The 23,427-nt window shown below is 57.0% G+C and carries 23 protein-coding genes and 2 pseudogenes; 10 read left to right on the top strand and 15 right to left on the bottom strand.

Annotation, left to right across the window (positions count from 1 at the left end):
- Nucleotides 1-380 precede the first annotated feature (380 nt).
- The 6 genes and pseudogenes from purM (at nucleotide 381) to AD668_RS30305 (ending at nucleotide 4,201) form a co-directional block, all read left to right on the top strand.
- On the top strand, nucleotides 381-1,439 hold the full coding sequence (gene purM / locus AD668_RS08280) for a phosphoribosylformylglycinamidine cyclo-ligase (RefSeq protein ID WP_053156858.1): 1,059 nt from the start codon (nucleotides 381-383) through the stop codon (nucleotides 1,437-1,439).
- Nucleotides 1,439-2,089 (top strand): phosphoribosylglycinamide formyltransferase, encoded by a 651-nt coding sequence (gene purN, locus AD668_RS08275; protein ID WP_053156855.1) that lies wholly within the window; start codon nucleotides 1,439-1,441, stop codon nucleotides 2,087-2,089. The genes purM and purN overlap by 1 nt, the downstream gene beginning before the upstream one ends.
- 8 nt (nucleotides 2,090-2,097) lie before the next feature.
- Complete coding sequence (locus tag AD668_RS08270) at nucleotides 2,098-2,811, top strand: DUF3108 domain-containing protein (protein WP_053156852.1); 714 nt, start codon at nucleotides 2,098-2,100, stop codon at nucleotides 2,809-2,811.
- A gap of 442 nt (nucleotides 2,812-3,253) precedes the next feature.
- Nucleotides 3,254-3,544, top strand: a pseudogene (gene tssD / locus AD668_RS08265) (type VI secretion system tube protein TssD); the annotation flags it as partial.
- A 130-nt stretch (nucleotides 3,545-3,674) separates the two neighbouring features.
- Nucleotides 3,675-4,007, top strand: coding sequence for a DUF4225 domain-containing protein (locus tag AD668_RS29865; protein ID WP_256220594.1), 333 nt, complete (start codon nucleotides 3,675-3,677; stop codon nucleotides 4,005-4,007).
- Nucleotides 3,914-4,201, top strand: a complete 288-nt coding sequence (locus AD668_RS30305) for a DUF4225 domain-containing protein (protein WP_371259773.1) — start codon at nucleotides 3,914-3,916, stop codon at nucleotides 4,199-4,201. Before AD668_RS29865 ends, AD668_RS30305 begins: the two co-directional genes overlap by 94 nt.
- A 22-nt stretch (nucleotides 4,202-4,223) precedes the next feature.
- Here the strand turns inward: AD668_RS30305 and AD668_RS28640 are convergent, their stop codons facing one another.
- The gene (locus AD668_RS28640; RefSeq protein WP_082344435.1) at nucleotides 4,224-4,433 is read right to left on the bottom strand and encodes a hypothetical protein; all 210 of its coding nucleotides are present in this window, start codon (nucleotides 4,431-4,433) and stop codon (nucleotides 4,224-4,226) included.
- 166 nt (nucleotides 4,434-4,599) lie between these two features.
- Between AD668_RS28640 and AD668_RS08260 the strand changes: the two are divergent.
- A pseudogene (locus tag AD668_RS08260) lies at nucleotides 4,600-4,989 on the top strand (DUF3108 domain-containing protein); the annotation flags it as partial.
- Nucleotides 4,990-5,652: 663 nt separating this feature from the next.
- On the opposite strand, the gene AD668_RS29420 reads toward AD668_RS08260, so the two are convergent.
- Nucleotides 5,653-5,868 carry a hypothetical protein gene (locus AD668_RS29420; protein ID WP_156322317.1) on the bottom strand — a complete coding sequence of 72 codons (216 nt, stop codon included), beginning with the start codon at nucleotides 5,866-5,868 and terminating at the stop codon, nucleotides 5,653-5,655.
- On the opposite strand from AD668_RS29420, the gene AD668_RS08250 reads away from it, so the two are divergent.
- Nucleotides 5,867-6,283, top strand: coding sequence for an OsmC family protein (locus AD668_RS08250; RefSeq protein WP_053156847.1), 417 nt, complete (start codon nucleotides 5,867-5,869; stop codon nucleotides 6,281-6,283). The two genes, AD668_RS29420 and AD668_RS08250, sit on opposite strands and share 2 nt — an antisense overlap.
- Nucleotides 6,284-6,345: 62 nt before the next feature.
- On the top strand, nucleotides 6,346-7,206 hold the full coding sequence (locus tag AD668_RS08245) for a pirin family protein (RefSeq protein WP_053156845.1): 861 nt from the start codon (nucleotides 6,346-6,348) through the stop codon (nucleotides 7,204-7,206).
- A gap of 99 nt (nucleotides 7,207-7,305) precedes the next feature.
- Here the strand turns inward: AD668_RS08245 and AD668_RS08240 are convergent, their stop codons facing one another.
- The 4 genes from AD668_RS08240 to AD668_RS08225 form a co-directional block, all read right to left on the bottom strand.
- Nucleotides 7,306-8,034 (bottom strand): dienelactone hydrolase family protein, encoded by a 729-nt coding sequence (locus AD668_RS08240; protein ID WP_053156842.1) that lies wholly within the window; start codon nucleotides 8,032-8,034, stop codon nucleotides 7,306-7,308.
- A gap of 68 nt (nucleotides 8,035-8,102) precedes the next feature.
- Nucleotides 8,103-10,007 (bottom strand): molecular chaperone HtpG, encoded by a 1,905-nt coding sequence (htpG, locus tag AD668_RS08235; protein WP_053157090.1) that lies wholly within the window; start codon nucleotides 10,005-10,007, stop codon nucleotides 8,103-8,105.
- A gap of 81 nt (nucleotides 10,008-10,088) precedes the next feature.
- Entirely contained in the window at nucleotides 10,089-10,541 is a 453-nt protein-coding gene (locus AD668_RS08230; RefSeq protein WP_053156839.1) for a PaaI family thioesterase, read from the bottom strand.
- Nucleotides 10,538-11,014 carry a PaaI family thioesterase gene (locus tag AD668_RS08225; RefSeq protein ID WP_053156836.1) on the bottom strand — a complete coding sequence of 159 codons (477 nt, stop codon included), beginning with the start codon at nucleotides 11,012-11,014 and terminating at the stop codon, nucleotides 10,538-10,540. Before AD668_RS08225 ends, AD668_RS08230 begins: the two co-directional genes overlap by 4 nt.
- Before the next feature lie 158 nt (nucleotides 11,015-11,172).
- On the opposite strand from AD668_RS08225, the gene AD668_RS08220 reads away from it, so the two are divergent.
- A complete protein-coding gene (locus AD668_RS08220; RefSeq protein ID WP_053156833.1) occupies nucleotides 11,173-11,409 on the top strand; it encodes a hypothetical protein in 237 nt (78 codons plus the stop codon).
- 80 nt (nucleotides 11,410-11,489) lie between these two features.
- On the opposite strand, the gene AD668_RS08215 is transcribed toward AD668_RS08220, so the two are convergent.
- The 9 genes from AD668_RS08215 to AD668_RS08175 all read right to left on the bottom strand — a co-directional run bounded on the left by AD668_RS08215 (nucleotide 11,490) and on the right by AD668_RS08175 (nucleotide 23,421).
- Nucleotides 11,490-11,891: an MAPEG family protein gene (locus tag AD668_RS08215; protein WP_053156830.1), complete on the bottom strand. Its 402-nt coding sequence runs from the start codon at nucleotides 11,889-11,891 to the stop codon at nucleotides 11,490-11,492.
- Nucleotides 11,891-12,628 carry a DUF599 domain-containing protein gene (locus tag AD668_RS08210; RefSeq protein WP_053156826.1) on the bottom strand — a complete coding sequence of 246 codons (738 nt, stop codon included), beginning with the start codon at nucleotides 12,626-12,628 and terminating at the stop codon, nucleotides 11,891-11,893. The genes AD668_RS08215 and AD668_RS08210 overlap by 1 nt, the downstream gene beginning before the upstream one ends.
- Before the next feature lie 274 nt (nucleotides 12,629-12,902).
- Nucleotides 12,903-14,216, bottom strand: a complete 1,314-nt coding sequence (gene brnQ / locus AD668_RS08205; RefSeq protein ID WP_053156823.1) for a branched-chain amino acid transport system II carrier protein — start codon at nucleotides 14,214-14,216, stop codon at nucleotides 12,903-12,905.
- 374 nt (nucleotides 14,217-14,590) lie between these two features.
- Nucleotides 14,591-15,472 carry a succinate--CoA ligase subunit alpha gene (gene sucD / locus AD668_RS08200; protein ID WP_053156820.1) on the bottom strand — a complete coding sequence of 294 codons (882 nt, stop codon included), beginning with the start codon at nucleotides 15,470-15,472 and terminating at the stop codon, nucleotides 14,591-14,593.
- Nucleotides 15,472-16,638, bottom strand: a complete 1,167-nt coding sequence (gene sucC / locus AD668_RS08195) for an ADP-forming succinate--CoA ligase subunit beta (protein ID WP_007919879.1) — start codon at nucleotides 16,636-16,638, stop codon at nucleotides 15,472-15,474. The genes sucD and sucC overlap by 1 nt, the downstream gene beginning before the upstream one ends.
- Before the next feature lie 196 nt (nucleotides 16,639-16,834).
- A complete protein-coding gene (gene lpdA / locus AD668_RS08190; RefSeq protein WP_053156817.1) occupies nucleotides 16,835-18,271 on the bottom strand; it encodes a dihydrolipoyl dehydrogenase in 1,437 nt (478 codons plus the stop codon).
- 98 nt (nucleotides 18,272-18,369) lie between these two features.
- Entirely contained in the window at nucleotides 18,370-19,590 is a 1,221-nt protein-coding gene (odhB, locus tag AD668_RS08185) for a 2-oxoglutarate dehydrogenase complex dihydrolipoyllysine-residue succinyltransferase (RefSeq protein ID WP_053156814.1), read from the bottom strand.
- 42 nt (nucleotides 19,591-19,632) lie between these two features.
- On the bottom strand, nucleotides 19,633-22,464 hold the full coding sequence (locus AD668_RS08180) for a 2-oxoglutarate dehydrogenase E1 component (protein WP_053156810.1): 2,832 nt from the start codon (nucleotides 22,462-22,464) through the stop codon (nucleotides 19,633-19,635).
- A 252-nt stretch (nucleotides 22,465-22,716) separates the two neighbouring features.
- Nucleotides 22,717-23,421: a succinate dehydrogenase iron-sulfur subunit gene (locus AD668_RS08175; protein ID WP_008063297.1), complete on the bottom strand. Its 705-nt coding sequence runs from the start codon at nucleotides 23,419-23,421 to the stop codon at nucleotides 22,717-22,719.
- Nucleotides 23,422-23,427: the final 6 nt, after the last annotated feature.

The following is a 23,427-nucleotide window of genomic DNA, read 5'->3' as shown; positions in this document are numbered from 1 at the left end:
GATTCCTGACGACAAGAGCGGCTTGGAACAGACCGCATGAGAACAATCGGGCAAGGCTGTGACCCTCGACCGACGCCAAACATTCACACGCCCTGGGTAAGTTTTTCGCACTGCCATAACGATAGACGGTTAATCGCGATACCTTACAGCCATGAAGGATGCCAATGACACGGCTCAATCACGGTTTTTTTTAAGCAGATATGCCCCTGCTGTCGGCGTGAGGATGGTCGCTGCCGCTCAAGCCTGATAAAATCGCGCGCCTTCGCAGACCGGCAACAGCCGGGCAGTGTCCGAATAGCGCGCATGGCTCTTGCCTACGCAGTTCGGCGGTCCCGCTGGACTCGGTCGTTACCCAGAAATCCCCCCTAAAGGCCTGGATCATGAGCAAGCAACCCTCCCTGAGCTACAAGGACGCCGGTGTAGACATCGACGCCGGTGAAGCATTGGTCGAACGCATCAAGAGCGTCGCCAAGCGCACTGCGCGCCCGGAAGTCATGGGCGGCCTGGGCGGTTTTGGCGCCCTCTGCGAAATCCCGGCCGGCTACAAGCAGCCTGTGCTGGTTTCCGGTACTGACGGTGTCGGCACCAAGCTGCGCCTGGCACTGAACCTCAACAAGCACGACAGCATCGGTATCGATCTGGTCGCCATGTGCGTGAATGACCTGGTGGTCTGCGGCGCCGAGCCGCTGTTCTTCCTCGACTACTACGCCACCGGCAAACTCAACGTCGAAACCGCGACCCAGGTCGTAACCGGCATCGGTGCTGGCTGCGAGCTGTCCGGTTGCTCACTGGTTGGCGGTGAGACTGCAGAAATGCCTGGCATGTACGAAGGCGAAGACTACGACCTGGCCGGCTTCTGCGTCGGCGTCGTGGAAAAATCCGAGATCATCGACGGATCCAAAGTCGCAGCCGGCGATGCCCTGCTCGCCCTGCCGTCTTCCGGCCCGCACTCCAACGGCTACTCGCTGATCCGCAAGATCATCGAAGTGTCCGGTGCCGACATCGAAAACACCCAGCTCGACGGCAAGCCACTGACCGACCTGCTGATGGCACCAACCCGTATCTACGTCAAGCCGCTGCTCAAGCTGATCAAGGAAACCGGCGCAGTCAAAGCCATGGCCCACATCACCGGTGGCGGCCTGCTGGACAACATCCCGCGCGTCCTGCCTAAAGGTGCACAGGCGGTGGTTGACGTGGCGAGCTGGACCCGCCCGGCGGTGTTCGACTGGCTGCAAGAGAAAGGCAACGTCGATGAAAACGAAATGCACCGCGTCCTGAACTGCGGCGTCGGCATGGTCATCTGCGTGGCTCAAGAGCACGTTGAAACCGCCCTGAACGTCCTGCGTGAAGCCGGCGAGCAGCCATGGGTCATCGGTCAGATCTCCACCGCTGCCGAAGGCGCGGCTCAGGTCGAATTGAAGAACCTCAAGGCTCACTGATGCCTAAGACCTGTGATGTCGTGGTGCTGCTCTCCGGCACCGGCAGTAACTTGCAGGCCTTGATCGACAGCACGCGGACCGGCGACAGCCCGGTCCGCATCGCTGCGGTGATTTCCAACCGCGCCGACGCTTACGGCCTGCAACGCGCCAGGGATGCGGGTATCGACACTCGCACCCTGGATCACAAGGCCTTCGAAGGTCGCGAGGCCTTCGATGCCGCGCTGATCGAACTGATCGACGCCTTCAACCCCAAACTCGTTGTACTGGCCGGTTTCATGCGCATTCTCAGCGCTGGATTCGTGCGCCACTATCAGGGTCGCCTGCTCAATATCCACCCGTCGCTGCTACCCAAATACAAAGGGCTACATACTCATCAGCGCGCGCTGGAGGCCGGCGACGCCGAGCATGGCTGCTCCGTGCACTTCGTCACCGAGGAACTCGATGGCGGACCACTGGTCGTACAAGCAGTAATACCGGTAGAGTTGCATGACTCGCCGCAGAGCCTGGCGCAGCGGGTCCATGTACAGGAACACCTGATTTACCCGATGGCGGTACGCTGGTTTGCCGAAGGTCGTCTAGCCCTCGGCGAACAAGGTGCTTTACTGGATGGACAGTTACTCGCGGCCAGTGGCCACTTGATTCGACCCTAGGAGATTTTATGCGTCGCGCCCTGCTCTTCGCTTGCGCCTTGCTTGCCTTACCCTTCGCACAGGCTGCAGACCTACAACCGTTCTCCGCCAGCTACACCGCCGACTGGAAACAACTGCCCATGAGCGGCACTGCCGAGCGAAGCCTCGAAAGCCTGGGTGGCGGCAAGTGGAAGCTGAGCTTCAAGGCATCAATGATGATTGCCAGCCTGTCCGAAGAAAGCACTCTGACCGTGGACAAGGACACTTTTCTGCCGCAGTCGTATCACTTCGAACGCGGTGGCCTGGGTAAAGCCAAGAAAGCCGACCTGGATTTCGACTGGACCACCAAGATGGTCACCGGCACCGATCGTGGTGACCCGGTCAAGATTGCGCTCAACCGTGGCATGCTCGACAAATCCACTTACCAGTTGGCGCTGCAGCATGACGTAGCTGCCGGCAAGAAAAGCATGAGCTATCAAGTGGTCGATGATGGTGAAGTCGATACCTATGACTTCCGCGTGCTGGGTTCGGAAAAAGTCGACACCAAGGCTGGCCAGATCGAGGCAATCAAGGTCGAACGCGTGCGCGACCCGACACAAAGCAAGCGCATCACCGTGCTGTGGTTCGCCAAGGATTGGGACTACTTGCTGGTCCGCCTGCAACAGGTCGAAACCGACGGCAAGGAGTACAACATCATGCTCCTGAACGGTACGGTCAACGGCAAGACTGTCAAAGGCAGCTGATTCGGATCGACATGTAAAACACCGCCATTGCGGCAACGTAGTTTGCGTAAGCAATTAAACCCCTGCGAGCTTCTCCGAAAATCCGATGCCAGACCTCTGGCATCGGATTTTTTTCTGCTGAACAGGACCCGCTCGCCCTCGGCAACTCTTTAGCCCATACGACATTAATACCCGCACTTCATATATCCCCGCTGAAAAACCTTCGAACACAAGAATATAGATACTTTAAGAAACCAGATTTAAGTACCGGGAATTTTTTAGTACACAAACTCTTAGATCTTCCCTGACGCCTTAATCCTACAAGCCACGTCGTAATTTCCCACAGCAATTTCTTAATCTAAAACAAAACGGGTGAAATATTGCATTTTCAGAAACAGCCTAAAGCCAGGATCAACACTTCTCCTATAATCTGGCGCTCCCAATAAATTAAGGAGCGACCTTAATTGCGAGCCATAGCTACATGAGTATTACCGGTAAGCGTCAAGGGAAGATTTCTGCCGGCTGCTCAGGCCAAAGTTCTATCGGCAATAAGTGCCAATTCGGCCATCAGGACGAAATCATGGTGCTGGCTTTTTCGCATGATATGGTTGCAGGCAATGACGGAAGCATTACCGGTGGTCGCGGTAAACACATGCCTATCATGATAACCAAAGCCATCGACAAATCATCACCACTGCTGGCGAGCGCACTGCATGGTGGTGAAGAATTGGACTGCACCATCAATTTATACAGGGAATGAATGATAATGAATGAAACTTCCTGTGATATTCATGACGTGACCAGAGCGGCGTCAGAATTGGTTGCAGCTGGCTGCAGCATAGGCATGGCGCACATCGGAAATTATTCAGGCCGTTGATGAGGGCGTGATAAGCGCATGGGAAGGGCTGCGGCAGATCGGGGCTGAACATGCGGAGCTAATATCCAAGTCACTTTTTTATACTCAAAACGGCATCAATATTCTAGCAGGAGGCGCACAGATTAAAGCAGGGGTAGTGGTTACAGGTGCATCTTGGGGAGTCGGAGTTATACCTGGCGCACTTCTAGTCAGTCATGGGGCTAACAATATCGCCGAAGGTGCGGCCAATATTATAACGGCCCAGACATGCCTGCCACTCAAGGACCTATTCGGCGCGGCTATCAGGCGTTATTTAGGGATAGCTACAGCGGCAATATGGCGTACTACACAACAGACTTGATCTTGTCGGGTTACGGAATGTTCAGAGTTGTGCGAAAACCAGGCTCTGTACAGTTTTTTCGATTTGACCCTATTAGTAATGAGCGGAGCTATCAGCAAACTGGGAGGCTGGCTTTGCTCTTTGAAGGATTAGTTGACTCGATCACATTGAGCGCCATTCACGAAGAAAACCAATCAACACTTAATAATCCATAATACTGGATGATGCGCTGCTATTTTATGTCATGCCGCGCATTCTTGGAATGTAAAAGCGCAAGCCAAGCAATACTATAAACACATAGGTTGTTAAATAAGCAATTTTCAAGGCTCGATCTTCAAGCGGGATTATCTCAGTAATTACCCAGACCACCATTCCCATGACCGGAATTGAACACCCTAAAACCAAGAGAGTGACTGCGATATGGTATCGAATATTTTCAAGATTCATTAGCCATCATATCCAACCGATGTGAGCATCGAGATTAATACGGCCTTGCAAAACAAATAAACACTTCTTCGGACGACACCAGAAAAGCATTTGTAATTGAATTTGACTGGCGGCGATGACTGAACTGATTGGCTGTCCGAAGAAAAACACCCTGACCGCCGACAAGGGCACCGGTAGCGGCGACGCGGTCAATATTGCCCTCAACCGCGGCATGCTCGACAAATCCACCTACCAGCTGGAGCTGCAGCATGACGTGGCCGCCGGCAAGAAAAGCATGAGCTATCAGGTCGTCGATGATGGCGAAGTCGATACCTACGACTTCCGCGTGCTGGGTTCGGAAAAAGTCGAAACCAAGGCTGGCCAGATCGATGCGATCAAGGTCGAGGTCGAGCGCGTGCGCGACCCAACACAAAGCAAGCGCATCACCGTGCTGTGGTTCGCCAAGGATTGGGATTACCTGCTGGTTCGCCTGCAACAGGTCGAGACCGATGGCAGGGAGTACAACATCATGCTCCTGGACGGCGCGGTGAACGGCAACTCGGTTAAGGGCAGTTGAACGAAGCCCCGCGAATGCGGTAATGCTGTTCACTTTACGTTGGAGGGCTCCAGGTGGATATTTGGATTAGGTGTATATCCATTCCTGCGGTAACGGCCACCTATGGTTTTGCTCTTACAGCGAGTCACTTGGAAAAGCCTGCGCAGAACCTCCACTCGGCCTCTCGATATAGGGCAAGAAAATCAAAAAGCCAAAGCCAAAGCGAGGCGGCCTGACAGCCGACCTGATTGCAGGTCTGTGCGCGATCCAATTGTAGGAGCGCGCCTGCTCCACGCGGCGTTCCGACGATGGACTTCCAGACAACGCAGTCATCCAGACAGGGCGCTTTATCGTTGGCGACCATCGCGAGCAAGCTCGCTCCTACAGGGAAACGTGTTCACTAGAAACAGGTCGGCTGTCAGGCTGCCTCGCTTTGCTTTTGATCGTGGCGCCCCGTTAAACCACGATGGCCGAACGCAGGCATTGCGTAGTGGGTAAACCGGCAGGACGCCGGTTTAGCCGCGCTGGGCCATGGATGGCCCATCGCGGCGACCCACGGAGCAATGCCGGAGAGAGGGCATGCCGAGCCTAGGCGAGGCACCGAGTGGTGGGGCAAGAGCCTTTTGGTTCCTTTTTGGCGTTTGAAAAAGGGACTCGCCGTAAGGGCGAAACCATAAGTGGCCGTTACCGCAGCAATGGATATCCCCCCAATCCAGTTTTTAACAACCCCATGCTTAAGTGAACAGCATTGCGCAAATGCTTTTTTTTGAAGATCAAAAGATCGCAGCCTGCCCCAGCTCCTACAGGAGGAATGCGGAACGCACGCGCGGTGTAATGCTCTATACCTTCAAGGTCTTTCTTGATCGAATGACTTTTCCTGCTGCCTGCGAGGTTTCCCATGACTGTCACCGTCAACACCGTTTCTGCTGAAGGCTTGCGCCATACCGTCCAGATCGATGACCACGAACTCTTTGCCGATGCCCCGCCATCGGCAGGCGGAGAAGGTTCGGCGCCGGAGCCGCACGATTACTTCGATGCCGCGCTGGGCGCCTGCAAGGCCCTGACCTTGAAGATGTACGCGAAGAAAAAGGACATTCCGCTGACCGGCGTTGGCGTGGAGGTCAAACGTGACAACAGTGAAGAACAGAAAGGTAAATATGCCCTGCATGTGAAACTGACCCTCAAGGGCGTGCTCACCGACGCCCAGCGTGAAGAGCTGCACCGGGTGGCCGACCGCTGCCCGGTGCACAAGCTGATGACCACCAGCGAAGTCAGCATCGAGACCCATCTGTCCGAAGGTGCCTTCAGCCAGTAGCGGCAAGGGCAACGCAAGCGGGTTATGCTCGACGGCATCACCCGCTCAGCCTGGAACGCACCATGAACACTCCGCTCGTGATCCGCCCCCGCGCCGAAGATGTCGAAGGCCAGCCGATTCTCCGCCCGCTGCCATCGGCCAAGTGTCGCAGCGTCGGGCCATTCGTGTTTTTCGACCACATGTTGGAGACCCGTTATCCGCCCGGCAAAGGCATGAACATCCGCCAGCATCCGCACATTGGCCTCTCCACTTTGACCTACCTGTTCCAGGGGCAGATTCAGCACAAGGATAGCCTGGGCTCCGATCAGGTAGTGAATGCCGGTGATGTCAGCTGGATGACCGCCGGCAGCGCCATTGCTCACGTCGAACGTACCCCTGAGGCGCTTCAAAGCAGCGGCTTCACGATGCATGGCCTGCAGATTTGGCTGGCATCACCCAAAGAACATGAACAGGGTCCCGGCCATTACAGCCACCATCGCGCATCCACGCTTCCGGTCAGCGACAACCTCGGTGTGAAAATCCGCCTGATTGCCGGCTCAGGCTTTTGCCTGGAATCGCCAGTACCGGTGCTTTCACCTACGTTGTACGCTGAGCTGCACCTGCAAACAGCGACGACAATGCTGATTCCCACCGAGCACGAAGAACGCGCGCTATATGTATTGAGTGGTGAGGTGCAGCTGGATGGCGAGCCAATAGAACCGCACTCGCTGGTGGTGCTGCCTGCCGGAGTAGAAATGACCCTGTTCGCTGAAAGCGACAGTCATGCCGTTCTGTTCGGCGGTGCACCGCTGGACGGGCCACGACGGATCAACTGGAATTTTGTCGCAAGCGATCCGGCAGCCATCGACGAGGCGCGCCGTCGCTGGGCGGCCGGGGATTGGCCGACAGTTCCGGGGGAGGTGGAGCGGATCGAATTGCCTTAGGATAAAAAGCAAAAGATCGCAGCCTTCGGCCACTCCTACAGGAATCACGTCATTCTGTAGGAGCTGCCGAAGGCTGCGATCTTTTGACCTCAAAGCTAATCAGCCCTTGAACACTTCATCCAGCAAGTTATGCATTGAGGTAAACGCTCGAGCGGCGATTTTAGCGTCGTACATCATCATCCCCGCAACGTTGGCATGCGGATCGGTGAACGAGTGGAAGGCACCGCCATAACTCAGCAACTGCCAATCCACACCCGCCGCATTCATCTCATCTTCAAAGGCTGGCAACTGCTCCTTCGGCACCAATGGATCGGAAGCACCGTGCAGCACCAGCACTTTACCCTTGATGTTGTTCGCATCAGCCGGATTCGGCGTATCGAGAGTGCCGTGGAACGACACAGCCGCCTTGACCGGAGCACCGGTACGCGCCAACTCCAAAGCACAGCAACCGCCGAAGCAGAACCCGAAAGTCGCCAGTTTCGACGTATCAACGGCCGCTTCACCCTGGCTTTGCAGCTGTTCGAACGCCACCTGCATGCGTTTGCGCAGCAACGGACGGTCATCTTTCAACGGCATCATCGCCGCGGCCGCTTCATCGTTGTTGGTCGGACGAACCGATTGACCGTAGAGGTCCGCGATCAGCACCACGTAGCCCTTGGCCGCCACCGACCTGGCAATCTCTTCAGCGCCGGCGCTGACGCCCATCCAGTTCGGCGCCATCAACAGACCCGGACGCGGACCTTTTTGGTCGGCATCGAAAGCCAGACGGCTTTCGTACTCCCGCCCATCAATCTGATAGGCAACAGAACGTACAGTGATTTGGCTCATTTATGACTCCTGATTGTTGAACACCAGAATAAAAAAAACCCGCCGAAGCGGGTTTTTCTGCAACACAGTTAAGCTGATAGTTCGACCAGCAGCTTGTTCAGACGGCGCACGTAGGCCGCCGGGTCTTTCAAGCTGTCGCCGGCAGCCAGAGCGGCCTGATCGAAGAGGATGTGCGACAGATCGCCGAAGCGCTCGTCGCTCTGCTCGTTGTCGAGCTTCTCGATCAGCGGGTGAGTCGGGTTGAATTCGAAGATCGGCTTCGAATCCGGAACCTTCTGACCGCTGGCTTCGAGGATCTGACGCATTTGCAGACCCAGGTCCTGTTCACCGATGGCCAGAATTGCCGGGGAGTCGGTCAGACGATGGGAAACCCGCACTTCAGCAACGGATTCGCCCAAGGCGGTTTTCAGACGCTCGACCAGACCTTCTTTGGCCTTGGCGACTTCTTGCGCAGCCTTCTTGTCCTCTTCCGAGTCCAGGTTGCCCAGGTCCAGGTCACCGCGCGCCACGTCGACAAAGCTCTTGCCGTCGAAATCGCTGAGGTAGCTCATCAGCCACTCGTCGATGCGATCGGTCAGCAGCAGCACTTCGATGCCTTTCTTGCGGAAGACTTCCAGGTGCGGACTGTTTTTGACTTGCGCGTAGGTTTCGCCGGTCAGGTAGTAAATCTTGTCCTGACCTTCCTTGGCGCGTGCCAGATAGTCAGCCAGGCCGACAACCTGCTCGCCATCATCGCCGTTGGTCGAGGCGAAACGCAGCAGACCGGCGATTTTCTCTTTGTTGGCGAAGTCTTCTGCCGGGCCTTCTTTCATGACCTGGCCGAAGTTTTTCCAGAAGCCTTTGTATTGCTCGGGCTCGTTCTTCGCCAGCTTTTCCAGCATGTCCAGAACGCGCTTGGTCAGCGCCGACTTCATGGAGTCGATGATCGGGTCTTTCTGCAGGATTTCCCGGGACACGTTCAACGACAGATCGTTGGAGTCGACCACGCCCTTGATGAAGCGCAGGTACAACGGCAGGAAGGACTCAGCCTGATCCATGACGAACACACGCTGCACGTACAGCTTCAGGCCTTTCGGCGCTTCACGCTGGTACAGATCGAACGGGGCACGGGCCGGCACGTACAGCAGCGAGCTGTATTCGAGCTTGCCTTCGACCTTGTTGTGGCTCCAGCTCAGCGGGTTTTCGAAGTCGTGAGCGATGTGCTTGTAGAACTCCTGGTATTCCTCGTCCTTGACCTCGGTACGCGGACGGGTCCACAGAGCGCTGGCGCGGTTGACGGTTTCCCATTCAACGGCAGGCTTCTCTTCGCCTTCAGCAGCTGCCACTTCTTTCGGCAACTCGATTGGCAACGCGATGTGGTCGGAGTACTTCTTGATGATGTTGCGCAGGCGCCAGCCATCGGCGAACTCGTCTTCGCCGGATTTCAGGTGCAGGACGATGCGCGTGCCACGGTCGGCCTTTTCGACGGTAGCGACTTCAAAGTCGCCTTCGCCTTTGGACGACCAGTGCACACCTTCGCTGGCAGCAGCGCCGGCGCGACGGCTGTACACGTCGACCTTGTCGGCAACGATGAAAGCGGAATAGAAGCCGACACCAAACTGACCGATCAGGTGTGAATCTTTCTTCTGGTCGCCGCTCAGGTGCTTCATGAAATCGGCGGTGCCGGACTTGGCGATGGTGCCCAGATGGGTGATCGCGTCTTCGCGGCTCATGCCGATACCGTTGTCTTCGAGGGTGACGGTTTTAGCGTCCTTGTCGAAGCTCACACGGATTTTCAGTTCGGCGCCACCTTCCAGCAGCTCTGGTTTGGCCAGGGCTTCGAAACGTAATTTATCGACAGCGTCAGAGGCGTTCGAGATCAATTCGCGAAGGAAAATTTCCTTGTTGGAATACAGCGAATGGATCATGAGGTGCAACAGTTGCTTCACCTCGGTCTGGAAGCCCAGGGTTTCCTTTTGAGTTTCCACACTCATGGTCATCAAACTCCAATCAGATGGCATAAACCGCGACCCGAATGATCGACGGCGGGTTGTCCTCAGAGTTTGGGGCACCGATCAGGATTTCAAGGGCTCCTCGAGTTTGAAATGGGCGCGGGCGGTGGCAATGGGTTCGGCTTCGGTGCTTTGCCAGGCGGTAATCGCCACATTGGCGACTCTGCGGCCCTGGCGACATACCTGGCAACGGGCCCAGGTATCGCGAAATTGCCCGGCCCGAAGGTAGTCCAGGGAGAAGTCGATGATCTTCGGCACACCGGGCGATCCGGTCGCGACCAGCAGATGCAACGCGGCGGACAACTCCATGAAACCGGCGATTACTCCGCCATGAATGGCCGGCAATAAAGGATTACCAATATTGTCTTTGTTGGCCGGCAGACGAAAAAGCAGTTCATCCCCCACCCGTGAGCATTCGACGCCGATCAGCGTGGCGTACGGAATCAGCTGCAACAGCGAACTGTAGTCCCCCTGCTCATGGGCCGCTTGCAGTTGCGCCTGAAAGCTAATGGTCATTTCACTCCTCCGGCGATGGCGCCACCGAAGCCTTTGGTGCCTTTAATGCCCTTGCCCATGCGCATGAATGTGCCGACCACATGGGCGATGGGATGCTCCGGGTCGTCCTGATAAGCGAAGCCGCGGGCAAAGATCACATCGGTGGTCACCCGGTAGCACTGGGCAAAACCGTAGACATTTTTATGAGGCTCGGCGGCGTGCATGTAATCAATGCGCAGGTCGAGCGTCGGGCAGACTTCGAATTCTGGCAGTACGCAGAGCGTAGACATGCCGCAAGCCGTGTCCATCAACGAGGTCAAGGCGCCGCCATGAATGACGCCCGTTTCAGGATTGCCGACGATTTGCGGGCTGTATGGCAGCACAACGGTGAGGCCTTCGTGGCTGGCGCTGTGAACTCGCAATCCAAGTACCTGACAATGCCGCAACGCCGATAGGAATCGCCTGGCGCGCTCAAAAACGGGGTTTTCAGCCATTTGATAAAGACTCTTGTTAGTGTTGGCCCAGTGCAGTGAAAGTCCCGGTAAAAGTTCCGCGTTAGAACAAACTTATATATCTGCACAAATTGTGGAACTTAACCCGAACGCCTGTGCTCTTAAAGCCAGTAGATATTTTCCATAAGGAGAAACACCCCATGCGTAAGACTTTAGCTATTGCCTTGATGTTGACCGCTTCCCTCGGTCTCGCTGCCTGCGATAAAAAATCCGAGGACAAAGCTCAAGATGCCGCCAAACATGCTGAGCAGGCTCAGCAAGACATGAACAAAGCTCAGGATAAAGTGAACGACGCTGCGAAAGAAAACGCCGAAGCTGCCAAAGCTCAGGCTGAATCGAACGAAGCAGCGGCTAAAGAGGCCGCCCCTAAAAACTAAAACAGTTTTTAGCGCGACAAAAGAAAACCCGCCAAGTGCGGGTTTTCTTTTGTCCGGAGTTTTTTTTTGCATCGTTAGCGCTAGAGCAAAATCGTTCGAAAAGTCGGACTAATCATCAGTAACAACGAACAGACCAATCCCACCAGCCAAACAAGACTGCGCTGCCAAGCCAGATCTTTCCAGTAACACGCCAGGTAGATCACTCGCGAAATCACGAAGATGATCGCCAGCAAATCGATGAGCCATCCTGCCGTTTGAGTGGTATGCGCCATCAACACACCCACGGCGAATAACAAGAAAGCTTCGAAACTGTTCTGGTGGGCCGCCACCGCGCGCGCACCCAACCCCGTGAGTTGCGCCTGCTGTTGGCGTGGCTGGTGATTGTTGTAACCACCCTGCTCTTTCATCGCCTTGCTCACGGGCATACGCGCCACGAAGATCAGCAACGCCGAGATAAACACGCACCAGAACGGAATACTCATCAAGCCGCCTCTTTACTCACATCGGGCAAGGGTGCCTCTGTAGGGGTATAGACCATCACGTCGAGAACGTCAGAGTGAAACTCGCGGCGATACAACACGAACACCACACCGGCGCTCATCAACATGAACAACCAGGGGCTGACAAACCAGGCCAGCATCGTCATGCCGAAGTAGTAGGAGCGCAGCCCGAAGTTGAACTGGTTGGCGGCCATCGAAATAACCCGCGCCGCCCGGGAGGCGAAGGCTTTGCGTTCCTGTTCGGAAACATGACGCTCACCGACCATCGGCGCCGAACCGACCAGAATCGCCGCGAAGTTGTACTGGCGCATGCACCAGCTGAAGGTGAAGAACGCATAGACAAACACCAGCGCCAGGCACAGCAACTTGATCTCCGACATGCCTTGGGACGCCTGTTGCACCATTGGAATATCCGCCAGCAATGACACTGCACGCTCGGAAGCGCCGAGCACCGTGAGAATGCCCGCCAGGATGATCAACGTGCTGGAAGCAAAAAATGACGCGTTGCGCTCAAGGTTACCGATCACGCTGGCATCAGCAATGCGGTTGTCTCGCAGCAGCATGCGACGCATCCAGTCTTCGCGGTACAGGTGCAGGACGCTGGCCAGACACGCCGTGTCGCGGCCCTTCCACGTCGCATAGCGGGTGTAACCGCCCCAGCAGATGACAAACCAGATAGCGGCAAGAATGTGGATCAGGTTGGCTTGGATAAACGACATGCAGGTCCTTGTGATGTGTTAACGGCGTACATAAAGCCTGTAGGAGCGAGCTTGCTCGCGATGGTCGCAAACCATGGCACGTGATTTCTGGATAAACGCGTTACTCTCGGGTTCTTCGCGAGCAAGCTCGCCCCTACAATCGATTCGGCAATGCTTCGACGTTAGCGCAACGCAAAAGACACCGCATCCCTCACAAAAAAAATGCCCCGTATCAATCGATACGGGGCATTTCTGTATTGGCTTGTCAGGCCGGCTAGCGGCCGGCCTTTGAGGCTTAAGCCAACGCTTCGGCGCGCTTGCCCAACAGACGATCACAGACCACGGCGACCACCAGCGTCATCACCGATGGCACCAGCCATGCCAGACCTTGCTCGCTCAGCGGCAAATGGGTCAGTTGAGTCGGCATCCAGTCAGCCAGACCGGCCCCCTTCAGGGCATCGATCAAGCCGAAGATGAACGACACCAGCATCACTGGGCCAAGGATGCGACTCTGCTCATGCCAGAAGTCCTTGCAGAAGCTCAACGCCACCAGAACGATGCACGGTGGATAGATCGCGGTGAGCACCGGGATCGAGAACGCAATCAGTTTGGTCAGGCCCAGGTTGGACACCAGCAGCGAGAATGCCGCGAGGATGATCACCAGTGTCTTGTAGGACAGCGGCAACACACGGCTGAAATACTCGGCACAGGCGCAGGTCAGGCCGACCGCTGTCACCAGGCACGCCAAAGAGATCAGCACGGCAAGGAAGCCGCTGCCCAACGAACCAAAGGTATGTTGCACGTAAGCATGCAATACCACTGCGCCATTGGTAGCGCCAGCGGCCACTTCGTGGCTGCCCGAACCCAGGCGGAACAGACTGACATACACCAGTGCCAACCCGACACCGGCGATCAGGCCGGCGATGATCGCATAACGGGTGATCAGTGCTGGCGACTCGACGCCACGGGAGCGGATGGCGTTGACAATGACAATGCCGAACACCAGTGCGCCCAAGGTATCCATGGTCAGATAACCATTGATGAACCCTTGGGAGAACGGTGCCGCAACGTACTCAGGCGTGGCTTGACCAATATCACCCGCCGGCAAGGCGAATGCAGCAATGCCCAGAACGGCGAGCGCGATGATCTTCAGCGGGGCGAGGAAACGACCTACAGTGTCCAGCAGGCGGCCCGGATAGAGCGAGATGAAGAACACCAACAGAAAGTACACCGAACTGTAGAGGAACAGCGCCAACGGGCTCTCGCCGGTCAAAGGCGCCAGCCCCACTTCGAACGATACGGTCGCAGTGCGCGGTGTCGCGAACAGCGGACCCACAGCGAGGTAGCAGGCGGCTGCCAACAGGCCACCGGCGACTTTACCGATCGGGCTGCTCAGCGCATCCATGGCACCACCGACCTTGGCCAGCGCCACAACGGTGATCACTGGCAGACCGACTGCCGTGACCAGGAAACCCAGCGCCGCCATCCAGACATGAGGTCCGGACTGCAAACCGACGATAGGCGGGAAGATGATGTTGCCGGCCCCGACGAACAGGGCAAACGTCATAAAACCAAGTGCCAGGATGTCCTGGCCTTTCAACACTTTCATTAAGGAAATACCACACTACTGAATCGGAATTTAGAGAGGGATTTCCCTATGGGTGAGGGAAATGCTGTCGGTCCGTATGGGACCAACCCTTTTAGCGCGTTGCCGCCTTGTGGGCTGCGGACGCAAAAATGGCGCGTAGCCTAACGAATTTGGCTGATAAACGCACTGTTACGGGGCGAACATTCCGATCTGCGACACTTCGATGTCGCGTTTATGCATTAAAAGATCAAAAGATCGCAGCCTGCGGCAGCTCCTGCAGGGAAATGCGATCCAATGTAGGAGCTGCCGCAGGCTGCGATCTTTTGATCTTCAAAAACGACAAAGGCCACCCGAAGGTGGCCTTTGTTTGGTGAAGCGTCAGCTAAGCGCGAGGCTTACTTGACAGCCCAACCGGTCAGCTCGGACAAAGCCTTGCCGATGTCTGCCAGCGAACGCACGGTTTTAACGCCTGCGTCTTCCAGGGCAGCAAACTTCTCGTCTGCAGTGCCTTTGCCGCCAGAGATGATTGCGCCAGCATGGCCCATGCGCTTGCCCGGAGGAGCAGTCACACCAGCGATGTAGGAAACAACCGGCTTGGTCACGTGTGCCTTGATGTAGGCAGCCGCTTCTTCTTCAGCCGAACCGCCGATCTCGCCGATCATCACGATCGCTTCGGTCTTCGGGTCTTCCTGGAACAGCTTCAGGATGTCGATGAAGTTCGAACCCGGGATCGGGTCACCACCGATGCCGACGCAAGTCGACTGACCGAAACCGGCGTCAGTAGTCTGCTTCACAGCTTCGTAGGTCAGGGTGCCGGAACGGGAAACGATACCGACCTTGCCTGGCAAGTGAATGTGACCTGGCATGATGCCGATCTTGCATTCGCCTGGGGTGATCACGCCTGGGCAGTTAGGGCCGATCAGGACTACGCCCAGCTCGTCGCACTTAACTTTAGCGTCCAGCATGTCCAGGGTAGGAATGCCTTCGGTGATGCAGACGATCAGCTTGATGCCGCCGAAAGCAGCTTCCAGGATCGAATCTTTGCAGAAAGGAGCCGGAACGTAGATCACGCTGGCGGTAGCGCCAGTGGCAGCTACTGCGTCTTTAACGGTGTTGAACACTGGCAGACCCAGGTGCTCGGTGCCGCCTTTGCCTGGAGTTACGCCACCAACCATCTTGGTGCCGTATTCGATGGCTTGCTGGGTGTGGAAACTACCTTGCGAACCGGTAATACCCTGGCAGATAACTTTGGTGTCTTTATTGATCAGGACGCTCATTATTTGCCCTCCGCAGCTTTAACAACTTGTTGAGCAGCGTCGGTCAGGCTGGTAGCAGCGATGATGTTCAAACCGCTTTCTGCCAGTACTTTAGCGCCCAGCTCAGCGTTGTTGCCTTCAAGGCGAACAACAACCGGGATTTTCACGCCGACTTCTTTCACGGCGCCGATGATGCCTTCGGCAATCATGTCGCAACGAACGATGCCGCCGAAGATGTTGACCAGTACTGCAGCGACGTTAGTGTCGGACAGAATGATCTTGAACGCTTCGGTAACGCGTTCTTTGGTAGCACCGCCGCCCACGTCGAGGAAGTTGGCTGGCTTGCCGCCATGCAGGTTGACGATGTCCATGGTACCCATGGCCAGGCCAGCACCGTTGACCATGCAACCGATGTTGCCTTCCAGTGCTACGTAGTTCAGTTCGAACTTGGCAGCGTGCGCTTCGCGCGGATCGTCTTGCGACGGATCGTGGAAAGTTTTCAGCTTAGGCTGACGGTACATGGCGTTGGCGTCGATGTTGATCTTGGCGTCGAGGCAATGCAGATCGCCATCAGCCTTGATCACCAGCGGGTTCACTTCCAGCAGAGCCAGGTCGTGATCCTTGAACAGTTTGGCCAGACCTACGAAGATCTTGGCGAACTGAGCAACTTGCTTGCCTTCCAGGCCCAGCTGGAATGCCAGCTCGCGACCCTGGAATGGCTGAGCGCCAACCAATGGATCGATAGTGGCTTTCAGAATTTTTTCTGGAGTGTCGTGAGCGATTTTCTCGATGTCCACGCCACCTTCGGTGGAAGCCATGAACACGATACGACGGCTCGAACGGTCAACGACAGCGCCCAGGTACAGCTCTTTAGCGATATCAGTGCACGATTCAACCAGGATCTTGGTGACTGGCTGACCATTGGCGTCAGTCTGGTAAGTCACCAGACGCTTGCCCAGCCACTGCTGTGCGAAGGCTTTGGCGTCTTCTTTGCTGCGAACCAGCTTTACGCCGCCCGCTTTACCGCGACCACCGGCGTGGACCTGGGCTTTGACAACCCACTCGCTGCCGCCGATTTTGTCGCAAGCTTCTGCTGCTGCTTCCGGGGTGTCTACTGCGTAACCGGTGGAAACTGGCAGGCCGTATTCAGCGAACAGCTGCTTACCCTGATACTCGTGAAGATTCATGCTTATTACCGTCTTCGTTAGGTACTGCGCATTCGGTGCTGCACTCATTCAAGTGCCGCACCACCTGTGACTGCTGCTTGCGTAGCCTTTCCGGACAACCGGTGCAGCTACGCAAGACTGCGTCCAGCGGATATTCCGCGGTGAGTCTTGCATGCAAGGCTCACGACGGGCCATTCCGCCGTGGTTTCTTATTGTCTTAACGCTTCTTGCGGTTGGCGATGTGGATGGCGCCGCCATTCACTGCCAAAGCAGCTTCGTGCAAGGCTTCAGACAGGGTCGGATGGGAGAAAACCATCATGCCCAGGTCTTCAGCGCTGGTGCCGAATTCCATACCGATCGCGCCCTGCTGAACCAGTTCGGCAGCGCTTGGGCCAATCACGTGGACGCCCAGTACGCGGTCTGTCTTGGCATCTGCGATGACCTTGACGAAACCACCGGTATCGTTGGCAGCCATGGCACGGCCGGAGGCTGCGAACGGGAAGGTGCCGACGTTAACTTCAACGCCTTCAGCTTTCAAGGCCTGCTCGGTTTTACCGACCCACGCGATTTCCGGGTGAGTATAAATAACCGAAGGGATCAGATCATAGTTCATCTGAGCCTTGTGACCCTTGATGCGCTCGACAACCATGATGCCTTCTTCCGACGCCTTGTGCGCCAGCATCATGCCGCGAACCACGTCGCCGATGGCGTAAACGCCCGGCACGGTGGTAGCGCAGTGATCGTCGACGTGCACGAAACCGCGCTCGTCCAGGGTCACGCCGCAGTCGGCAGCCAGCAGATCAGTGGTCACCGGACGGCGACCAACGGCTACGATCAGCTTGTCGAAAGTGATGTTCTGTTCGCCTTTGGCATCGGTGTAGTTCACCACGACTTCGTCGCCGTTCACTTTCGAACCGGTCACGCGAGCGCCCAGTTTGATGTCCAGACCCTGTTTGGTCAGGGTTTTCAGCGCTTCCTTGGAAACAGCGGCATCGGCTGCCATCAGGAAGGTGTCCAGGGCTTCCAGGACAGTGACTTCTGCACCCAGACGCGACCAGACCGAACCCAGCTCCAGACCGATCACGCCAGCGCCGATCACGCCCAGACGCTTGGGCACGGATTGGAATTCCAGGGCGCCGGTCGAATCGACGATCACATTCTGGTCAACCGGTGCTGGCGGAATGTCGATCGGACGCGAACCTGGAGCCAGGATGACGTTTTCGGCTTCGATGATTTCTACCGAGCCATCAGGCTTGGTGACTTCAACTTTTTTGCCGGCCAGCAGCTTGCCGTGACCCTGGATGGAGGTCACACCGTTGGCTTTGAACAGGGTCGCAACGCCGGAGGTCAGGCCTTTGACGATGTTGGCCTTGCGGCCCACCATTGCTGGCACGTCCATGGTCACGCCAGCGTGGTTGATACCGTGGATCGCGAAACCGTCCTGGGCTTCGTGGAATTTCCACGAGCTGTCCAGCAGGGCTTTGGATGGAATGCAGCCGACGTTCAGGCAAGTACCGCCCAGAGCCAGTTTACCTTCCTTGTCGGTGTACTTCTCGATGCAGGCCGTCGAAAGACCAAGCTGAGCGGCCTTGATGGCAGCCACGTAACCGCCAGGGCCCGCGCCGATCACTACTACGTCAAATTTCTGCGACATTCAAAAAATCCTCTTTAGCGAAAAGCTTCAAGCCGCAAGCTGCAAGCCAGGCAGCGGGTTTTCCGACAGCCTGGACTTGCAGCTCATGGCTGCTTCTATCAGATATCCAGCAACAGACGAGCCGGATCTTCCAGCAGGTTCTTGATGGTCACCAGGAAGGTCACAGCTTCTTTGCCATCGATCAGACGGTGATCGTAGGACAGTGCCAGGTACATCATCGGACGGATAACGACCTGGCCGTTGATGGCCATTGGACGCTGGATGATGTTGTGCATGCCCAGGATGGCGGCTTGTGGCGGGTTGACGATCGGGGTCGACATCATCGAACCGAAAGTACCGCCGTTGGTGATGGTGAACGTACCACCGGTCATTTCGTCCATCGACAGTTTGCCGTCGCGGGCTTTCTTGCCGAAGGTGGCGATGCCGCCTTCGATTTCAGCCAGGCTCATCAGTTCGGCGTTACGCAGAACCGGTACAACCAGGCCGCGATCGCTGGAAACTGCAACGCCGACGTCAGCGTAGCCGTGGTAAACGATGTCGCCGCCGTCGATCGAAGCGTTGACAGCCGGGAAGCGTTTCAGCGCTTCGGTGGCCGCTTTCACGAAGAACGACATGAAGCCCAGGCGCACGCCGTTGTGGGACTTCTCGAACAGGTCCTTGTACTTCGAACGCAGGGCCATGACTTCGGTCATGTCGACTTCGTTGAAAGTGGTCAGCATCGCCATGTTCGACTGAGCTTCAACCAGACGCTTGGCCACGGTGGCACGAACGCGGGTCATCGGCACGCGCTTCTCGATGCGGTCGCCAGCAGCGAACACCGGAGCAGCAGCGGCAGGTGCAGCCGCCTTGGCAGGCGCGGCAGCCGGAGTGGCTTTCTTGGCAGCAACAGCTGCAACCACGTCTTCCTTGGTCACACGACCGCCTTTGCCAGTGCCGGCAACGGAAGCGATGTTGATGCCATTTTCTTCAGCCAGCTTGCGAGCAGCCGGTGCAGCAACAGGATCGTCTTCGCCTTCGGCAGCTGGAGCAGCAGCCTGTGCAGCAGCCGGAGCCGCGGCAGCAGCTGGAGCGGCAGCAGCGCCGCCCGCTTCGATGGAACCCAGTACCTGGGCAGAAAGAACGGTAGCGCCCTCTTCGGCCACGATGGCGCCCAGGACGCCGTCGGCTTCTGCCAACACTTCCAGCACAACCTTGTCGGTCTCGATGTCAACGATCAGGTCGTCACGCTTTACAGCGTCGCCTGGTTTTTTGTGCCAGGTGGCAACGGTGCCATCGGCAACCGATTCCGGGAAAGTGGGGGCCTTGATTTCGATAGCCATTGTCTGTGAGTCCTTAAATTCGGTTTCAGGTGCGCGAAGGCGTTAAACAGTAAAGGCCGCTTGCAGCAATTGTTCCTGCTGCTCGGCGTGCATCGAGGCGTAACCGCATGCCGGTGCAGCAGAAGCCTCGCGGCCCGCGTACTCAAGTACGAGAGACTTGTCGAGGTTGCTGATGCTTCGACGCATGTGGTGTTGGCTGCAGTACCACGCACCCTGGTTCATCGGCTCTTCCTGACACCAAACGGCAGCTTTGACGTTGGTATAAGGCGCCAGGACTTCTTTCAAGTCGTCCTCAGGGAATGGGTACAGCTGCTCGATACGCACGATGGCGATATCGTCACGGCCTTCGGCACGGCGTTTTTCCAGCAGGTCGTAGTAGACCTTGCCGCTACACAGAACAACGCGCTCGACCTTTTTCGGGTCCAGGGCATCGATTTCCGGGATAACGGTCTGGAACGAACCTTCGGCCAGATCTTCCAGGGTCGAAATGGCCAGCTTGTGACGCAACAACGACTTCGGAGTCAAAACGATCAACGGCTTGCGCAGCGGGCGAATCACCTGACGACGCAGCAAGTGGTAGATCTGTGCCGGCGTAGTCGGTACCGCGACCTGAATGTTGTGCTCGGCGCACAGTTGCAGGTAACGCTCCAGACGAGCCGAGGAGTGCTCTGGCCCCTGACCTTCATAACCGTGCGGCAGCAGCATGGTCAGACCGCACAGACGGCCCCACTTGTGCTCGCCACTGGTGATGAACTGGTCGATAACCACTTGGGCACCGTTGGCGAAGTCGCCGAACTGGGCCTCCCAGATCACCAGCGCATCCGGCGTGGTGGTCGAGTAGCCGTATTCGAACGCCAGCACCGCTTCTTCGGACAGGAACGAGTCGTACAGGTCAAAACGCGGCTGACCGTCGTACAGGTTCTGCAACGGGATGTAGGTGCCCGCGTCTTTCTGGTTGTGCAGCACAGCATGACGGTGCGAGAACGTACCCCGGCCGATGTCCTGGCCGGTCATGCGGATCGGGTGACCTTCGAACGCCAGGGTCGCGTACGCCATGGTTTCGGCGTAACCCCAGTTGATCGGCAGGCCGCCGGCTTGCATCTTCTGACGGTCTTCGTAGATCTTCGCAACCTGGCGCTGAACCACGAAGCCTTCCGGAATTTCCAGCAGCTTGGCGGACAGTTCCTGCAGGGTCTTCAGATCAAAGCGAGTGTCGTGACGCGCGGTCCAGGCGTGGCCCAGATACGGACGCCAGTCCACGAACAACTCTTTGTTCGGCTCTTTGACCAGGCTTTTCACAACGTGCAGACCGTTGTCCAGCGCGCTGCGGTATTCGTCGACTTTCGCCTGAACACGCTCTGCGTCCAGCACACCGCCCTGGGTCAGACGATCGGCATACAGCTCACGGGTGGTGCGCTGTTTGGTGATCTGCTGATACATGATCGGCTGGGTACCGCTAGGTTCGTCGGCCTCGTTGTGGCCGCGACGACGGTAGCAGACCAGGTCGATCACCACGTCACGCTTGAATTGCATGCGGTAGTCGATGGCCAGCTGGGTCACGAACAATACGGCTTCCGGATCATCACCATTCACATGGAGGATCGGCGCCTGGATCATTTTCGCAACGTCGGTCGCGTACTCGGTGGAGCGCGAGTCCAGCGGGTTGCTGATGGTGAAACCGACCTGGTTGTTGATCACGATGTGCACGGTACCGCCGGTCTTGAAACCGCGGGTCTGCGACATCTGGAAGGTTTCCATGACCACGCCCTGACCGGCGAAAGCCGCGTCACCGTGGATGGAGATCGGCAGAACCTTCTCACCGGTTGGATCGTTGCGACGATCCTGACGGGCGCGTACCGAACCCTCGACCACCGGGGAAACGATTTCCAGGTGGGACGGGTTGAACGCCATCGCCAGGTGAACTTCACCGCCGGTGGTCATCACGTTGGACGAGAAGCCCTGGTGGTATTTAACGTCACCCGAACCCAGCTCGACCTTCTTCTTGCCTTCGAACTCGTCGAACAGCTCGCGCGGGTTCTTGCCGAAGGTGTTGACCAGTACGTTCAGACGGCCACGGTGGGCCATGCCGATGACGATTTCCTTGGTGCCGTAGGAACCGGAACGCTGGATCAGCTCGTCGAGCATCGGAATCAGGCTTTCGCCGCCTTCCAGGCCAAAACGCTTGGTACCCGGGTATTTGGTGCCCAGGTATTTTTCCAGGCCTTCACCGGCAGTCACGCGCTCAAGCAGGTGGCTCTTGATGTCGGCGGAGTACGTCGGACGGCCGCGCACGCTTTCCAGACGCTGCTGGAACCACTGGCGCTGCTCGGAATCGGTAATGTGCGTGAATTCAGCGCCGATGGTGCGGCAATATGTCTGCTGCAACGCTTCGTGAATTTCGCGTAGGCTCGCTTCCTCTTTGCCGATGAACAGGTCGCCGGCACGGAAGGTCGTATCAAGATCGGCATTGGTCAAGCCGTAATGATTGATCGACAGGTCTGCAGGTGCAGGACGCTGCCACAGCCCCAGCGGATCAAGCTGGGCTGCCTGGTGGCCACGCATACGGTAGGCCTGGATCAATCGCAGCACTTCAACTTGCTTCTTCTCGTGCTCACTGCTCACGCTGCCGGCGGAAACCGGTTGGGCGCGGCGCTGGTTCTTTGCCAGCAGGACGAAATGATCGCGAATTGTCGAGTGCGAAACATCGGTGGCAGAGTTGCCGTCAGCAGGCAACTTCTGGAAGTAGGTGCGCCACTCTTCTGGCACAGCGTTAGGGTCGTGCAGGTAGAGCTCGTAGAGCTCTTCCACATAGGCAGCGTTACTACCGGATAGGTAGGCGCTGTTCCACATGCGCTGCATCACGCTTTCTTGCATGCTTGGTCACCCTCGGTTAGGGGAACACCACCGGTGTCGACACAGAGCAAGCTTGCAGAAGTCCGAATGCAGCGACCAAAACAAGCCACTAGGATCACACTGATAGTCCGGGTACCAGCCCGGATGCCCCTGCTTGTCTCATTTCTTCAAAATAAGAGCCCAGCCTTTTAAGCTGCTGCTCAGGTTAAAACTACGGCGCCGGTTGAAGCCTGCGCCGTAGCATCTACGGGTACAACGGGTACAGCAGCTGAATCACACGCCGCTAGACAGCAACATGTTACGGATGTGACCGATGGCCTTAGTCGGGTTCAGGCCTTTCGGACATACGTTGACGCAGTTCATGATCCCGCGGCAGCGGAATACGCTGAACGGGTCATCCAGCGAAGCCAGACGCTCGGACGTCTTGGTGTCACGGCTGTCTGCCAGGAAGCGATACGCTTGCAGCAGAGCAGCTGGACCCAGGAATTTGTCCGGGTTCCACCAGAAGGACGGGCAAGAGGTCGAGCAGCAAGCGCACAGGATGCACTCGTACAGACCGTCGAGCTTTTCACGCTCTTCAGGGGACTGCAGACGCTCGATGGCCGGAGCCGGCGTGTCGTTCTGCAGGTAGGGCTTAACCTTCTCGTATTGCTTGTAGAAGATGCTCATATCGACGACCAGGTCACGGATAACCGGCAAACCTGGCAGAGGACGAACGATCAACTTGTTGCCTTTCACGACAGCAGACAACGGTGTGACGCAGGCCAGACCGTTTTTGCCGTTGATGTTCATGCCATCGGAACCGCAAACACCTTCACGGCAAGAGCGACGATAGGAGAAACCTTCGTCCTGCTCTTTGATCAGGGCCAGCACGTCCAGCACCATCAGGTCTTTACCACCGGTATCAACCTGGAATTCCTGCATGAACGGCGCGGCGTCCTGATCAGGGTTGTAACGATAAACGCTGACTTGCAACATGGCGGC

The organism is Pseudomonas sp. P1.8 (assembly GCF_001269805.1).
In the GTDB taxonomy this organism is placed as follows: Bacteria; Pseudomonadota; Gammaproteobacteria; order Pseudomonadales; family Pseudomonadaceae; genus Aquipseudomonas.
Note: the sequence above shows the minus strand (reverse complement) of the source record. Positions and strands in the feature narration are given on the sequence as shown.

What these genes read in the sequence shown, in the direction of transcription:
- AD668_RS08180 (WP_053156810.1), bottom strand. Translation starts at nt 22,464, where the DNA reads ATGCAAGAAAGCGTGATGCAGCGCATGTGGAACAGCGCCTACCTATCC.
- AD668_RS08250 (WP_053156847.1), top strand. Translation starts at nt 5,867, where the DNA reads ATGACTGTCACCGTCAACACCGTTTCTGCTGAAGGCTTGCGCCATACC.
- AD668_RS08175 (WP_008063297.1), bottom strand. Translation starts at nt 23,421, where the DNA reads ATGTTGCAAGTCAGCGTTTATCGTTACAACCCTGATCAGGACGCCGCG.
- AD668_RS08225 (WP_053156836.1), bottom strand. Translation starts at nt 11,014, where the DNA reads ATGGCTGAAAACCCCGTTTTTGAGCGCGCCAGGCGATTCCTATCGGCG.
- AD668_RS08240 (WP_053156842.1), bottom strand. Translation starts at nt 8,034, where the DNA reads ATGAGCCAAATCACTGTACGTTCTGTTGCCTATCAGATTGATGGGCGG.
- AD668_RS29420 (WP_156322317.1), bottom strand. Translation starts at nt 5,868, where the DNA reads ATGGGAAACCTCGCAGGCAGCAGGAAAAGTCATTCGATCAAGAAAGAC.
- AD668_RS08230 (WP_053156839.1), bottom strand. Translation starts at nt 10,541, where the DNA reads ATGACCATTAGCTTTCAGGCGCAACTGCAAGCGGCCCATGAGCAGGGG.
- odhB (WP_053156814.1), bottom strand. Translation starts at nt 19,590, where the DNA reads ATGGCTATCGAAATCAAGGCCCCCACTTTCCCGGAATCGGTTGCCGAT.
- purN (WP_053156855.1), top strand. Translation starts at nt 1,439, where the DNA reads ATGCCTAAGACCTGTGATGTCGTGGTGCTGCTCTCCGGCACCGGCAGT.
- sucC (WP_007919879.1), bottom strand. Translation starts at nt 16,638, where the DNA reads ATGAATCTTCACGAGTATCAGGGTAAGCAGCTGTTCGCTGAATACGGC.
- AD668_RS08245 (WP_053156845.1), top strand. Translation starts at nt 6,346, where the DNA reads ATGAACACTCCGCTCGTGATCCGCCCCCGCGCCGAAGATGTCGAAGGC.
- brnQ (WP_053156823.1), bottom strand. Translation starts at nt 14,216, where the DNA reads ATGAAAGTGTTGAAAGGCCAGGACATCCTGGCACTTGGTTTTATGACG.
- purM (WP_053156858.1), top strand. Translation starts at nt 381, where the DNA reads ATGAGCAAGCAACCCTCCCTGAGCTACAAGGACGCCGGTGTAGACATC.
- AD668_RS30305 (WP_371259773.1), top strand. Translation starts at nt 3,914, where the DNA reads ATGCCTGCCACTCAAGGACCTATTCGGCGCGGCTATCAGGCGTTATTT.
- AD668_RS08270 (WP_053156852.1), top strand. Translation starts at nt 2,098, where the DNA reads ATGCGTCGCGCCCTGCTCTTCGCTTGCGCCTTGCTTGCCTTACCCTTC.
- AD668_RS08215 (WP_053156830.1), bottom strand. Translation starts at nt 11,891, where the DNA reads ATGAGTATTCCGTTCTGGTGCGTGTTTATCTCGGCGTTGCTGATCTTC.
- lpdA (WP_053156817.1), bottom strand. Translation starts at nt 18,271, where the DNA reads ATGTCGCAGAAATTTGACGTAGTAGTGATCGGCGCGGGCCCTGGCGGT.
- AD668_RS08210 (WP_053156826.1), bottom strand. Translation starts at nt 12,628, where the DNA reads ATGTCGTTTATCCAAGCCAACCTGATCCACATTCTTGCCGCTATCTGG.
- AD668_RS28640 (WP_082344435.1), bottom strand. Translation starts at nt 4,433, where the DNA reads ATGAATCTTGAAAATATTCGATACCATATCGCAGTCACTCTCTTGGTT.
- htpG (WP_053157090.1), bottom strand. Translation starts at nt 10,007, where the DNA reads ATGAGTGTGGAAACTCAAAAGGAAACCCTGGGCTTCCAGACCGAGGTG.
- sucD (WP_053156820.1), bottom strand. Translation starts at nt 15,472, where the DNA reads ATGAGCGTCCTGATCAATAAAGACACCAAAGTTATCTGCCAGGGTATT.
- AD668_RS08220 (WP_053156833.1), top strand. Translation starts at nt 11,173, where the DNA reads ATGCGTAAGACTTTAGCTATTGCCTTGATGTTGACCGCTTCCCTCGGT.